Source organism: Mucilaginibacter mallensis, assembly GCF_900105165.1.
Classification (GTDB): domain Bacteria; phylum Bacteroidota; class Bacteroidia; order Sphingobacteriales; family Sphingobacteriaceae; genus Mucilaginibacter; species Mucilaginibacter mallensis.
Window position 1 is genome coordinate 2269603 of record NZ_LT629740.1, and the last position, 13829, is coordinate 2283431.

10 protein-coding genes are annotated in these 13829 nt (G+C 44.5%); 9 read left to right on the forward strand and 1 reads right to left on the reverse strand.

All coding sequences use genetic code 11. The features are described from left to right. Positions 1–29: 29 nt before the first annotated feature. A complete protein-coding gene (locus BLU33_RS09325; RefSeq protein ID WP_197684585.1) occupies positions 30–1367 on the reverse strand; it encodes a tyrosine-type recombinase/integrase in 1338 nt (445 codons plus the stop codon). Positions 1368–1994: 627 nt separating this feature from the next. Here BLU33_RS09325 and BLU33_RS09330 point away from each other — a divergent pair. The 9 genes from BLU33_RS09330 (at position 1995) to BLU33_RS09370 (ending at position 13670) form a co-directional block, all read left to right on the forward strand. Continuing rightward, positions 1995–3323, forward strand: a complete 1329-nt coding sequence (locus tag BLU33_RS09330; protein ID WP_091371564.1) for a hypothetical protein — start codon at positions 1995–1997, stop codon at positions 3321–3323. A gap of 274 nt (positions 3324–3597) precedes the next feature. Next, entirely contained in the window at positions 3598–4761 is a 1164-nt protein-coding gene (locus tag BLU33_RS09335) for a glycoside hydrolase family protein (RefSeq protein WP_157682096.1), read from the forward strand. 179 nt (positions 4762–4940) lie between these two features. Next, positions 4941–6065 (forward strand): glycoside hydrolase family protein, encoded by a 1125-nt coding sequence (locus BLU33_RS09340; protein WP_157682097.1) that lies wholly within the window; start codon positions 4941–4943, stop codon positions 6063–6065. Between the two features lie 195 nt (positions 6066–6260). Further along, positions 6261–7427 carry a hypothetical protein gene (locus BLU33_RS09345; RefSeq protein WP_091371570.1) on the forward strand — a complete coding sequence of 389 codons (1167 nt, stop codon included), beginning with the start codon at positions 6261–6263 and terminating at the stop codon, positions 7425–7427. Positions 7428–7505: 78 nt separating this feature from the next. Then, positions 7506–8633, forward strand: a complete 1128-nt coding sequence (locus BLU33_RS09350) for a hypothetical protein (protein ID WP_091371571.1) — start codon at positions 7506–7508, stop codon at positions 8631–8633. Positions 8634–8652: 19 nt separating this feature from the next. Then, complete coding sequence (locus BLU33_RS09355; RefSeq protein ID WP_157682098.1) at positions 8653–9795, forward strand: hypothetical protein; 1143 nt, start codon at positions 8653–8655, stop codon at positions 9793–9795. 36 nt (positions 9796–9831) lie between these two features. After that, the gene (locus BLU33_RS09360) at positions 9832–10965 is read left to right on the forward strand and encodes a hypothetical protein (RefSeq protein ID WP_157682099.1); all 1134 of its coding nucleotides are present in this window, start codon (positions 9832–9834) and stop codon (positions 10963–10965) included. Between the two features lie 12 nt (positions 10966–10977). Next, positions 10978–11817 carry a glycoside hydrolase family 16 protein gene (locus BLU33_RS09365; protein WP_091371579.1) on the forward strand — a complete coding sequence of 280 codons (840 nt, stop codon included), beginning with the start codon at positions 10978–10980 and terminating at the stop codon, positions 11815–11817. Further along, entirely contained in the window at positions 11814–13670 is a 1857-nt protein-coding gene (locus tag BLU33_RS09370; protein WP_091371581.1) for a glycoside hydrolase family 16 protein, read from the forward strand. The genes BLU33_RS09365 and BLU33_RS09370 overlap by 4 nt, the downstream gene beginning before the upstream one ends. Positions 13671–13829: the final 159 nt, after the last annotated feature.

Consider the following 13829-nt stretch of genomic DNA (forward strand, 5'->3'; position numbering starts at 1 on the left):
ACCTTTTTTTAACTGTCCACTTTGTCCAGTTACACAACCTTTAAAACAGGTATTTCGCCCCAGGCTTTTACCATCACGACCTTTTTCAATTTTTCAGTTACATCTACATATCTTTTAAACGACTTATAATCAGTATGGCCGCTTATGCTCATTACCTGTTCTGCGCTCATTCCTTTTTCAAGTGACAACGTGCAAAATGTTTTCCGGCCAGTATGTAAATGAATTAAATCATGTTTTGGGAAAGTTTCTGTTTCTCGCTTACTACCTCTAAAACGCACTATTTCAATAGGTTCGTTAATTTTAGCCTCTCTGCACAATTCTTTAATGTAGGTATTAAGCTTTTGACTGCTAATCAAGGGTAGGGGTTTATGCTGCTCTTTGTACTTCTCAAGTATTTTAGAAGTGATGCCATTTAGCGGAATGGTTAACTCTGTTTTGGTTTTTTTAACAGTGATGTTTATTTCATCCCGTTTTATATGCTCTCTTTTTAATTGTTGCATATCGCTGATCCTTAAACCGCTTGCACACGAAAAGCAAAACACATCACGCACCTGGTCAAGCCTTTTATTTTTGGATAAATCCATATTTAGCAAAGTGGCAAATTCGGTTTCATTAAGGGCAATTACCTCCAGTTTCTCACGTTTTATAGAAAAACCTTTGTAATTATCATTCACCTTAATTCCAGTCTTACCTGCATAGGCTAATAAGGTTTTTAGGGTGCTTAGGGCTTTTGCAATAGTGTTGTTTTTTAATTTGCCGTCATTAATCAAAAATGTTTGGAAACGCTGAAAGAAGTTGTAATCAATAGTTTCAATCCTTACCGTTTCTTTAATGGCAACCTGATAGGCAAGTAAGTGGGTTTTAACCGACTTGAAAACAGTTAAATACCCCGCTTCCCGGTTTAGGGCGTGGGCGGCAACATATTGATCTATCAAATCAACAAGATAGTCCTTTGGCTCTTCTTTTTTGGTTTTACTGGTTAAACTGCCTTTCAAAGCATCTATTACCATTGTTGCCGAATAAGGGATTTTATCCAAAGCAAACCTATCTTCAATGGCTTTAATATCAGTTTTTACTTTTGCAATAGTATCATTTACCGTTTCAATTTCACTATCTAACAATATTACATTATCTAAGTCTTTATGTAATTCGACCGGCAATAGTTTTTTTGCCTTAGTTGGATTAACATAAACAGCTAACTGCTTTTCAGCTTGCCAATTGATAGGGTTTAATTTAACCGGCTTACCTTTATTGTTTTCGGGTTGATAATATTTCCTTTGCCCTGATACCTGATAAATTAATTCAATAGGGCATTTACTCGCCTTGTCGGGTTTATCTTCCCGCAGGTTAAAACGTAGGGTACTCATAATGTCGCTTATTATGTAAAAACTTAAACGAATATAAGTATTTATAAAATTGGTAGCAAATTTGGTAGCAACTATTTTGTGAGGTAGGTTAAGTTTATTTTAGTTGTGCTTTATAAATATACCTTTATTGATGTATAAAGGCTGTTTCTTGCTAAAATAGAATTAAACGAAATATCATAGGTTCAAGTACCTCCCTCACCGCCGAATTCGATATCAAAAAAGAACAAAAGCCTGCAAATTATTTATTTGCAGGCTTTTATGTTTTTGGGCAATCACTGTTTTATTCACTATTTCGCGCTATTCTGGTGAGTAATTGGTGAGTCAACTCAAAGTTTTACCCCTGACTCACCAGAAATCGTTTATCTGATTGATATGCAGATTTTTAGAAAATAGAGCATCTACTCCGTTGGCATAAACATTACTTTCACTATTACCCTAAAGAAAAATACGAGTGCTTTGAATGATGTAATATTTGTGGTGTGAAAACAAATTATTGTGTTAATTTTAACCTTAATATTGTACGAAACCTAATCATCGTATGAAACCTAATCATCTTTTCCTTTCCTTATCATTTTTTATGTCTGTAAAAAAGTACAGCATCTTTAACCTATCCCTAATTGTAAATACATGAAAAAGATTAAAAAACTATCTTTATTAATTGTTTGTATAGCAACAGCAATTGTAAGTATTACCAGTTGTCAGAAAAGCGGCATCAATTCTTCAATGCAAATAAAAACAACCACGGCCGGCACTCAGAATAAATTACTGCTTATGCAAAAAGATAGCCTTGTGAGTACTCCATTTGGCTATAAGAAAAAATCGCAGGTACATTTTTTGCCTTCGGGACATGAACTTACCGAATCTAATGGCAGATTATTAGAAAAAGATTCTAAAACCAAACAGACTATTAATGACTTTGGAGTTATTAATACAAATAGTGGGGTAACCATTACTAATAACAGCCTTGCCGTTACAAAAAGCGCTGTTGTACCCGGTTTGGGCACTGGTTGGATAACGGATGCCGTATGGAATAATACTAATACGGCTAACGCAATAAGCAAATTTACTACAACTTGGGTTGTTCCTGATGCTCCTGTTAATAATGATAACCAAACAATATATATATTTAATGGCATGCAAGACGGTCTTTCAGCGACTTCGCATATTTTACAACCCGTTTTGCAATGGGGGCCATCTAATGCAGGTGGAGGGAATTATTGGGCCGTCACCAATTGGTATGGTTCGGGTCAGGGCAGCACTGCTAACTATTTTTATGGTACATTGGTTACAGTATCTGCAGGAATCAGTTTGCAAGGTGTAATGACAATGACTGCCCAAAATGGCAGCTTATATAGTTATAATTCATCGTTTAGTGGCTTTTCTGCAAATTCATCAATGACAGTAAATAATGTGCCGCAACTTACTTATGCATTTGAGACTTTAGAGGCATACGGGGTACAATACAGCCTTGATTATCCTATGACTTATGAGGTTCCCATGACCAATATTCAAATACTATTAAATTCGGGCGTTAATGCCCCCATACAGTGGACTGCTGAAAACAGAGTAACTGATATTGGCCAGCATACGGTAGTAGTAAATAATAATTCTCCTAATGGCGAGGTAGATATTTACATCAGGAATCACTATGTTATGCCTATAACCGTTACTATGCCATCTTCTGCTTCTCTTCACGCGGTAGTTGTGGGTATTACCCCGGCATATTCGGGATTTCCCGGGGCAAACTTAACCTTTACAAATACCTCAACCCAAAATTACATAACCTATAATAGCACTGATACATATAATATCCAGGTAACCACTGTAACCCAAAGATGCCATGTAACACTAAATGGCCAAACTCAAGATACACAAGGGGGCCATACGTATGCAAGTTTTAATAATATTTCGTTGTCAGGATCTGGACCACTGCAAATTTCTGTTACCCCTTTTTAAAAGGAGCATTAAAGGACATTTGGCGGTTATAGATCATGTATTATAAAAGCAATAACATCACACAGGGGGTGAAGTGCAAATAACACCTGAGGATAATGAAGTTTAGGGAGAAGGCATTTTAACCTTCCCCAAAAGTGAAGAAAACAGGCATAATTCCAGACACCATAAAAAGTTATTGTTTATGACGGCTACTGGCACACAAACAAAAGGGCAGGCTTTTTGTATAATTACGTAATATTTAGTTTTTACTTTTTCGAAGCAAAACGATGAGGTTATGACTTGCAAAAAATCTTTTTTGTTTATTGTTGCAAGAAACGCAGGTAGCGTATTGATAACACTGCTTGTCGTGAGCAGCGGATGTAGCAAGTCCCCGGCTACGCCGGCACAGAGCCAACCCAAGTTTAGTGTCGTACTCGGCCCAGAACAGAACGTTATTCCACCGGGTTCTCCAGGTTTATTGTTTAGCCCCGATGAGCATTTGTCGTACTTGCCCAACGCAAGCGGGAGTTTCAATATGTGGTTTGCCGCAGACGGCGGAACCGTGGGCTTTTCTACCCCGGACATGCTGAACTTGTCGCCGCTCAAATCCGCTAACGGTGTCCCAATACCCCTTCTTGCTCCAAGTGGTGCGGGTGGCGCGGCATTCGATGCGGATTATGCCGGTTCGGGGAGTGTGTTCCGGGCAGCGAACGGGTCGGACCTGCTGATGATCTACCATGCGGAGAATCACCTGTTTGGAACCAATCATAGCAATGGAATCCCATTTTATGCGGGGATTGGGCTGGCCCGATCCGGCGACGGCGGGATCACCTGGCAACGCGAAGGTCAGATTCTCTCCGGTTATGACCCCCAGGAAGCCTCACAGCCACCAACCGGGGCGGGAATTGGAACACCGGCTGCGATTGAAGCGAACGGCTATATTTATATCTTTTTCCGCGAGATCGACCTCCAAAGCAAAATGGAAGGTATCGGCATTGCCCGCTCGCTTATTTCGGATGATGCCGTTCCCGGGAGCTGGCAGAAGTTTTGGAACGGATCGTTTGCCTCACCGGGTCTTGGCGGCGCATTTACCCCACTTCAACTTATTTTGGATAAAAATGTACCATCAGACCATCGGCAGCCCTTTGTCACTTTCAACGCGTATCTTAATGTTTACGTACTCATTGTCGTTGGGAACGGTGGGATCTATATGTCTACCTCGCCGGACCTGGTTACCTGGACCGCCGGACAAGTGATGCTGCCTGCACCGGTTCCGGACGCAACCGTGACGCCATCAACAGCTCCCTACAACTGGTATCCCACCCTATTATCCCCTGATCGGCCATCGGAGACCGTAACCGGCAAAACCGGGTATTTGTATTATGCAAAAGGTGCAAACGATGGCACTTCACATCATGCGATGTACAGGCGCTCCTTCACGCTATCGCTTGCGCAGTAATCCGTTCTTCTTCTATCTGAAGAAGCAAAAGAACTAACAAAAAGGGCCACCTGAGTACTATCTTTTGAACTGAGAATGAAATGCAAAATGCAAAGCCGAATCTAAGAATTAGTATGCCTGCTGGTCAGTCATTTGACGCTGTTAGAGAATTTTTCTATTTTGTGTCCACAAAAATTACTATGGAAAAACTCGTCGGTAAAATCTTTGCTCTAAGTTGCATCTTCTGCTTGTGTTTCGGAACCCAGCCGGTGCAGAAGCAGAATCTGTTCCTCGGCGTGAATGCTGCCATCGCTTCCATGAGCGTCGATCAGCAGAATGCCATTTTGACTCAGTTGCACGCTGCCGGAATTCAATACATCCGGTCAGGCATCCTGCCTGGTGATAAGGGAGTCGATTTTGCCCGGCGTGCCCAGGCACAGGGCATCCGAATCCTCTGGCTAATCCAACTGCAATATCGCCCAGGCGCACCCAGCCGACCGTGGCCCAATGCATTTGGTGTATGGGGCGGACCTCCCCTCTCTGCCGCCGATCCTGATCAGTTCCGCAAATACTTCGAGCCGCTGCTCGCCAAGCTCGATGCTGACGGCGTCACGCTGGCCGGCTTCGAGCTCGGAAACGAAATCAATTCTCCCATGTTCAATGCGGATTTCAGCCTGCCCGCCGAAACCCCAACTCGATCCAGAGAATTCAACCTGTGGGATCTCTCTCATGACCCTGAGGCACAGCAGGTGGCTAAGGGCTATCTGCAATATCTCAAACTGCTGGCGGTCATCAAGGATGTCCGTTTGCGATCGAAACTCAACCAGCATACGCCGATCGTCAGCGCCGGTCTGGTGTTCAGCGAAGCTCCGGATGCTCCCCGCAAAGTGCGACTGGACGCGGTCAGCGCAGCAGCGACCCTTGATTTCATGCGTGCCAACGGTCTGGATGATCTTGTAGATGTCTACGGCGTTCACACGTATCCCTGGACGGATAACCCGGGAAACCCGGGCGCCGCGGCGGGACGCCGGGAACGACTGCAGAAATACGTCCTGGCAGAATGCCAGCCGCCAGGCAGCAAAGGTGGCAAACCCTGCTGGATTACCGAATGGGGTATCGCCAATCACGATACATCCTGCCCCCCCCGTGAAACGAATCAGATCACTCTGGTCAATGAAACGCGGTCCAACTTCCAGCCTTATATTGCGCAAAAGCGTGTCACCGGACTCTTTTACTATGCATGGCTCGACGCCCGCGAAGGCTTCGCCATCTATCGGTGCGATCATTTGACGGAAACCGGACGCCTTGCGCTGACGCCCTTCTAGCCGGCTAGTCCCATGGCTATAGTATTAAGTATGATCAAAGTGTTGCAGAATACATTGGTCGATTTTCCGAAATGAGGGATCAATAGCTTCATATTCTCCAAGTTATCATAAACCCATCTAAATCTTAAAGTTAAATAAACCTTATTGATTTAAATTTGTCTCACAAGTGTCTTTTCAACACTATAAAAAGAAAATATGAAAAAAGTTCTTTTCCTACTTTTTGCAACAATTGCCTGGGTTATCAATGTGAAAGCGCAAAACGCCCGGATTCAAACAGTTAAGGGAGACCGTGGGGTTGTAGTTGGCGTTAATGTTGTTAACCCAATGCGGGCCAATTTGGGGGATCAAAACGCTGCTTTTGACCAACTCAAGGCGGCAGGTGTCCAGGTTATCCGTTGTGGTATCACCGCAGATGGCAAGGGTATCGATTATGCTAAACGTGCAGCGGCTAACGGCATCAGTGTGCAGCTTATCCTTAGTCCGCAGTATCCGCCGGGGGCGCCCTCAAGGCCTTATGACCCGAAAAACTTTCCGCAGATGTGGAGTGGACACCCTTTATCCTATGCAGATCCGGAGCTTTCCAAAAAATATTATCAGTCCCTATTTGATCAGTTGGATAAAAACGGCATTGTTTTAGCCGGTATTGAACTGGGTAACGAGATCAATTGGGCAGCTTTCAACCCTGAATTCCCCATACCTGGCGAGGGGAAGATACTGAGTCTGCATGATCTGTATAACGACCCTGAAGGCAGGCAAATTGCTAAAGGCTTTTTGCAATATCTCAAGATTTTGGCTGTGCTGAAGGAAGTACGTGATCAATCCAGCCTGAACCGCCATGTACCCATCATTCTGGCGGGTATGGTGAGTGCGCCGGATGGAGAAAAGCTGTATAATAATAAAAAAGAAGATATGGTGAGCTTATCTGCTACCATAGGGTTTCTCCAGGCGAATGGCCTGGATACACTGGTAGATGCCTACGGCATCCATAGCTATCCCTCACCAGGGCAGCCGGGGAACCCGGCGGCGGATGCTAAGAGAGTTGCCCGTTTCACCAGTGTCGATATTGCAGAATGCCGCCCGGTGGGTTCAAAAAGCGGCAAGCCTGCCTGGATAACCGAATGGGGTTTTAACAATACCGACCAAAATTGCCCGGTTAACGATACTGCCCGAACCATGTTGGTGAAGCAAATGATGGGCATTTTTGCAAAAGCATCGGCACAGGGCCGCCTGGTAGGGGTAACTTACTTTGCCTGGAATTCTGACCCCTGGTCGAAGCAGCCTGATCCCTATAGTTTATATCGCTGCGGCGGGTTAACCCCAAGCGGCAAAGCGGCGATCCAGCAGCTTAAGTTCGGAAAATAAATGGTGGCACATTAACCCAAACTGAAAAAAAAGCATTTCAACCCTTATGATAATTTATTCAACAGGATAATTAAAAGCATGGAAAAAAAACTCTATTTATTGTTTACCGCCATTTCGCTTTTGACAGCTGCACAGGCGCAAAACATAATACCAATGCCCTCTATTAACAATCAAGCTGTTGCTGTGGGCGTTAACGTAATCAATCCATATAAACTCAGCATTGCAGAACAGAACGATATGCTCAGCAAGATAAAATCTGCGGGAGTCCATGTTATCCGCGCAAGTATTACATTAAACGATGCAGGGGTTGATTTTGCGCAACGCGCCTGGGAACAAGGCATTCAAATTGAATGGTTGATCTATCATTTCGGCGGATATGATCCCTTTGGACATGTTCCCCTTTCGGCTGCTGATCCTGAGCAATTCAGAAATACTTTTGCCCCTATACTTGCCAAACTGGAAGCTAAAGGAATTGTATTAACTGCGTTTGAGCTTGGAAACGAGATTAACCTTTCCGGCACCAACCCCGAGTTCCCCATTCCTGGTAAGGGAGTACAACTTAGTTTAGATGATCTGTATCACGATACGGAGGGGCAGCAGATTGCTAAAGGGTATCTTCAGTACTTAAAGGTATTGGCTGTACTTAAGGATATCAGGGATCATTCCAAACTTAATCAACATACGCCAATTCTGACTGCCGGACTGGGCAATTATGAGCAAAACGACGGTCCTTTGCCTGGTAGGCCGAAGGGTGATATCGTTAGTATCAACTCAACAATTGAATATATGCGTGCCCATGGCCTGGATAGTTTGGTGGATGGTTATGCCATACATATCTATCCATGGAGCAATGGTCCGGGTGATGCTTCGGCTGCTACCGGCAGAAGGAACCGCTTAGCAAATTTTGATTTAAAAGAATGCCAGTCAATTGGCAGCAAAAGTGGAAAGCCCGGCTGGATAACAGAGTGGGGGTTCAATAACACAGACATGAATTGCCCTATAAATGACACCAACCGAACCTTACTTGTTAAGGAGATGATGAATAACTACCGCCCCTATGTACAGCAAGGCAGGCTGGTTGGGTTGTTGTATTTCTCATGGAACAGCGACCCTTTATCAAAAAACGTTTCCTTCGGAAGTATCTTTCGGTGCGGGGCGCTTACCGAGAGCGGCAAATCAGCCCTTGATCCAGTGTTATTAAAATAATTGGAAAATAAAACATGAGATGATGAAAAGGATTTATTTATATTTTTTTGCAACCTGTTGCTTTACTGTTGCACGAGCACAAAACTTAACAGCTAAACGATCTCCGGGCAACACGGAGGTTACGATAGGCGCAAATGTGGTACACCCGCTTAATTGGAGCCTGGCAGAACAGAACGCTACCCTTAGTGAGCTAAGATCCGCCGGTGTCAGCGTTATCCGTATTGGTTTCTTTGCCCCCGACGCGGACAAGGGCATAGCATTTATAAAGCGTGCTTATGCTCAGAACATCAGGGTTCTGCTCATCATTCACTCTCAATATGCACCAAACGCGCCCATACGGCCTTACCAACCAAAGGAATTTCCGGGTATGTGGCAGGGACCACCGCTATCTTATGCAGACACTGAACTTTCCAGGCTGTATTTTCAGCAGTTGATGGATAAGCTGGATACTAATGGCATTGTACTGGCCGGATTGGAACTGGAGAACGAAATTAACCATCCCGGATTCAATGCGGAATTTCCATTGCCCGGTGAAGGCAAAAACTTTAGTTTGGATGACCTTTATCACGATCCTGAAGGACAGCAAATTGCTAAAGGCTACCTTAAATATCTAAAAGTGCTGACGGTATTAAAGCAAATACGTGATCATTCAAAACTCAATCAGTATACGCCGCTCTTATCAGCAGGCCTATCGGATACCGGCCCAGAAGGACCCTGGCCACAGCCGAAGAAGTATGACGCAGTTAGTATTAGTGCAACAATCCGGTTTCTTCGTGCCAATGGTTTGGATTCATTGGTAGATGCCTATGGAATTCATGTTTATCCCTGGGCGGATGGCCCTGGAGATAAGGCTGCCGCAGTGCATCGTTTAAGACGCTTAATGCAAACCGCCCTCCCTGAATGTCATCCGATAGGTTCTACTACAGGTAAACCCTGCTGGATTACGGAATGGGGATTTGCAAATGACGCCACAGCCTGTCCATCGGATGAAAAAGCGCGCAGCCTTTTGGTGCAGGAAATGATGGATGATTTTCGCCCGCTAATGCAGGAAAAGCGTTTGTTAGGACTTATCTATTATTCCTGGACGGGCGACCGTGTTTGGGATGTTTACCGCTGCGGCGCATTAACGGAGAGTGGGAAAATTGCATTGCAGCCTTTCTAAAGGCTATAAAACAGATTAATATTAAAATAAACCGATATGAAAAAAGGTCTTTGTTTAATCATGATGTTGATATTGTCTTTTGTCCTTGTAAAAGCACAAAATAATAAGGTCATAATAGGGGTAAATTTAGTAAACGTGCCTCAAAATCTTACCGTTGCTGAACAAGAGTCTATTTTAACAGCGATGCAAAATGCCGGGGTCAAAGTGATCCGTGCCGGAGATGTTGTCAACGATAAAGGCATCAAATTCATACAGCGCGTGTATGCCCACGGGATAAAAATAGAAATGATCGTAGATATGGCGTATGCGCCGGGTACGCCATGGCCTTCTGCCCCAAAAGGATTTAACGGTTTGTGGCGGGCACCGCCGCTTTCTAAAGCTGATCCGGATAGCTGTGCAGGTTATTTTAAACGGCTTATAGATAAGCTTGAAGCTAAAGGGATTGTACTGGCAGGTCTCGAACTGGGTAACGAGTTGAACTGGGCAGGCTTTAACGCTGATTTTCCCTTGCCCGGAGAGGGAAGAGTTCTGGGATTGAATGATTTAACCAGCGATCCGGAGGGCATACTATTTGCTAAAGGCCTGCTGCAATACCTGAAGGTACTGACTGTACTGAAAAATGTGCGCGATCAATCCAAACTCAACCGGAATACACCGATCATCACCGCCGGATTAGCCGACCTGAGCGGCGGCACATGGACGCAGCATGAAAAGGCTGATGCGGTTAGTATTGACGCCACACTCAACTTTTTGCGCGATCATGGTTTGGATAAGCTGGTGGATGGGTACGGCATTCATTGCTATCCTACCGGAACCGGGCCGGGAACAGCGGTCGGCGCTAAAGCCAGGTATACCCATTTGATCCAAAACGGCCTTGATGAATGCCAGCCGCCAGGTAGTAAAAACGGGAAACCATGCTGGTTTACCGAGTGGGGATTTGCCGTCAATACCGATGCCTGCCCGGTAATTGATACCGCGCGTGTTCAATTGGTGAACGAGATGCGCGGCTATTTTGGTCAGCTCGCAAAGCAGCAAAGGCTAGGTGGTTTATTATTTTATAACTGGCAGGGCAATATTCACGCGGTTAAGGAAGATCGTGCCAGTGCCTTTCGCTGCGGTAGCTTAACAGAAAGCGGAAGGATCGCCATAGCAAATAATTTAAATCAATAAAAAGTTAACGACATGAAAAAAAGATTTTATTTATTTCTTACCGCCATTTCGCTTTTAACGGCTGCACAGGCGCAAAATACAGCCACAAAAGCAGTTACTTTACTTGGGCCGCCAACCTGGGGTAACCCCAATCAACCCTGGGGAACCCGTAGGCCTGTAACCGCCGCGGACCGGGCTTTGATCGCTAGCTATCGCTCAGGACATAAGCAACCCGTGATATTAACCAACTTCACCAGCCAGGATGAACTCGAATCGCAGTGGGTATTACAATCAGACGATAGAACGGATCTAAAATCTTGCCGGCTGCCTGAGAACATCGTGGCAACCGACTCCGGTTTACAGTTACAGACACTGCCTGCTACCAAATGCCACGCCAAATGGTCCACAGGGTCGATGATCAGCAAGGCTAAACAAAAATATGGGTTTTTCGAAGCGACTATAAAGGCAGCGGATATCAGCGGGATAAATAATGCCTTTTGGCTCGTTAGTGAAGACAAGTTTGAAATTGATATTGCGGAAGTTCATTATCCGAATATCTTACGTATTACGCTTCATAACAATAACAACTGGGATAAGGAGAAGGATGACAAACAACATGCTGTCGGTTTTAACAGTAAATTTAGCGGCAACCTCTCCGATGAATTTCATGACTATGGTGTGTTGTGGACGCCGGAAGAGATCATCTTCGAGGTAGATGGTCAGCCGGTTGCTGCCATTACAACAAATGGGGCTATCACCAAAGCTGCTGATATACGTTTTTCGACTGCAGTTATGGAATATGCTGGTAAGATCCCCGATAATCCGGCCGGGCACCATATGTATGTCAAATCATTACGTGTATATCCATTATGAAAAAGTTGCTTTTAATACTTTTGAACATTTGTTTATTTACCGGTTTACAGGCGCAGGAACCTCAACCAGTAATTAAGCCTGTCACGCCCCTTGGCCCGGCCACCTGGGGATATCCGGATCAGCCGTTTGGCAGGCGACGACCCGTTACAGCTGCTGATAAAGCCGCAATTGCAAGTTATCGCCAGGGCAGAACTGTGCCGGTCTTTTCAGAAAACTTCAGCGATACTGCTAAGTTCGCAGCTGATTGGACCATCAAATCCGACGATCTGGCCGCCCTGAAATCATGCCGTACACCTGCCAGCGTGATAGTAAATGCGGATGGGCTTACCTTGAAGACCCTGCCAGTAACAGGGCATAAGGCAGCCTGGTCAACCGGTTCCATCTGGAGCAATTTCCGCCAGAAATATGGCTTCTTTGAGTGCCGGATGAAGATTGCGCCGGGTTCGGGTTTAAACAATGCGATCTGGCTAACCACTGATGATTCCTTTGAGATTGATATTACAGAAGCAAAATACCCCAACTACTCGCATATGACTTTGCATAAATGGAAGCCGGTACATCAATCGGTAGGTTTTATGCAGAAATTTACTGATGATCTTTCTGTAGGATACCATGATTACGGACTACTTTGGACACCCGAATCTTTGATATATTCAGTTGATGGTGAGCCTGTAGCAGCGTTGGATATTTCGGATTCCATTAAGGGGACAGCCGGGGTCATCCTCTCCACTGCATTGGCTGATTTTGCGGGTAAAGTTCCGGCCAATCCATTGGGATTGGATATGAAAGTAAAATGGGTGCATGTATTCGCCCCGATACGACCTGATACCGTCGCCGATACATTAGAAACAGGAATTGATTACTCGGGATTGTCCTCGCAGAACGAATCAATACAGGAAAAGATACTGGGTGATATTCAAAACCTTCATGCGGCGTGGTTTCGGGATGGCCCCACCAGCGGATCGGCTCAAGGGGTAGCCAACTTTGTCGGACTTGTTAAAACAGCTAAACAGTATAAACTAAAAGTGTTGGTAAATATCGTTCAGATGGATGAGGATTATGATCATCCGGAAACTTTGCCAAATTGGCGAATAGGCAATAGAGTTGGCTGGAAAGAAAAAAAACTAAGCCAGATCAACCTGGTTAAATTTGCTGCACGTTTGCGTAATTTATTTGATGCGCTTAAAGCGGCTAACCTCACCGTTGACGCTGTAGAGTTTGGAAATGAAGATGATACCTATGCTTATGATGCCGATGTGCCGAACGGCCACGCAGCTTCGCCGGAAGAGTTAAAAACCTGGTTACGCGGCTACGGTCAATTTCTGAAAACCGGGGCCATGGTGCTTCATGATCCGCGCTACTTCCCCCAGGCAAAGATCATTACTTTTGGGATGGCCCACGTTATTAATGCATGGGATAACCCACCGCATCACCTTGAGCAACCTGCCAGCGTTGTAGCATTGCTACGTAATGTTGATGGATATAATTATCTGGATAATTCCAGTTATCATGTAGATGGTTACGGTTCGCATATCTATGCTTCAAATGATATAAATACATGGGTTACCCATATCATGGATGAAGATGCTACGGCTCTCGGGCATGATAAGCCTTTCTGGATAACAGAATGGGGGTTTACAGATCCTAAAGCATTTCCTAACAAGAAGGGGCAGACCCTGAGCCAGTGCATGGAAGAGTTTTTGAACACATTCGGCGTTCTTCATCAAAAAGTCCTGATGGGGCCGGTTCTATTCTATACATATAAAGATTGGCTTGCAGATTCGGCAGGTAAATTATTGCCGCTTGCTGCTGAACTTTCAAACTATCATATACCAGGCGAAGGCAACAAGTAGTATAATTTGCGATTTCTCATCATTTCATCATTATTGTTTATATAAGCCAATGGAATTTTCGCTTTGCTTCTGATTGGGAATAGCTTTTACTCTGAAAAAGTTTTCAAATATCTGTAAATCAGTATCTTTAATTTAGATATATTAGTACTGTTATAAAAA

Excerpts from the sequence above, each read along its gene's own strand:
- BLU33_RS09350 (WP_091371571.1), top strand. The coding sequence starts at position 7,506 with ATGGAAAAAAAACTCTATTTATTGTTTACCGCCATTTCGCTTTTGACA.
- BLU33_RS09330 (WP_091371564.1), top strand. The coding sequence starts at position 1,995 with ATGAAAAAGATTAAAAAACTATCTTTATTAATTGTTTGTATAGCAACA.
- BLU33_RS09370 (WP_091371581.1), top strand. The coding sequence starts at position 11,814 with ATGAAAAAGTTGCTTTTAATACTTTTGAACATTTGTTTATTTACCGGT.
- BLU33_RS09325 (WP_197684585.1), bottom strand. The coding sequence starts at position 1,367 with ATGAGTACCCTACGTTTTAACCTGCGGGAAGATAAACCCGACAAGGCG.
- BLU33_RS09365 (WP_091371579.1), top strand. The coding sequence starts at position 10,978 with ATGAAAAAAAGATTTTATTTATTTCTTACCGCCATTTCGCTTTTAACG.
- BLU33_RS09335 (WP_157682096.1), top strand. The coding sequence starts at position 3,598 with ATGACTTGCAAAAAATCTTTTTTGTTTATTGTTGCAAGAAACGCAGGT.
- BLU33_RS09355 (WP_157682098.1), top strand. The coding sequence starts at position 8,653 with ATGATGAAAAGGATTTATTTATATTTTTTTGCAACCTGTTGCTTTACT.
- BLU33_RS09340 (WP_157682097.1), top strand. The coding sequence starts at position 4,941 with ATGGAAAAACTCGTCGGTAAAATCTTTGCTCTAAGTTGCATCTTCTGC.
- BLU33_RS09345 (WP_091371570.1), top strand. The coding sequence starts at position 6,261 with ATGAAAAAAGTTCTTTTCCTACTTTTTGCAACAATTGCCTGGGTTATC.
- BLU33_RS09360 (WP_157682099.1), top strand. The coding sequence starts at position 9,832 with ATGAAAAAAGGTCTTTGTTTAATCATGATGTTGATATTGTCTTTTGTC.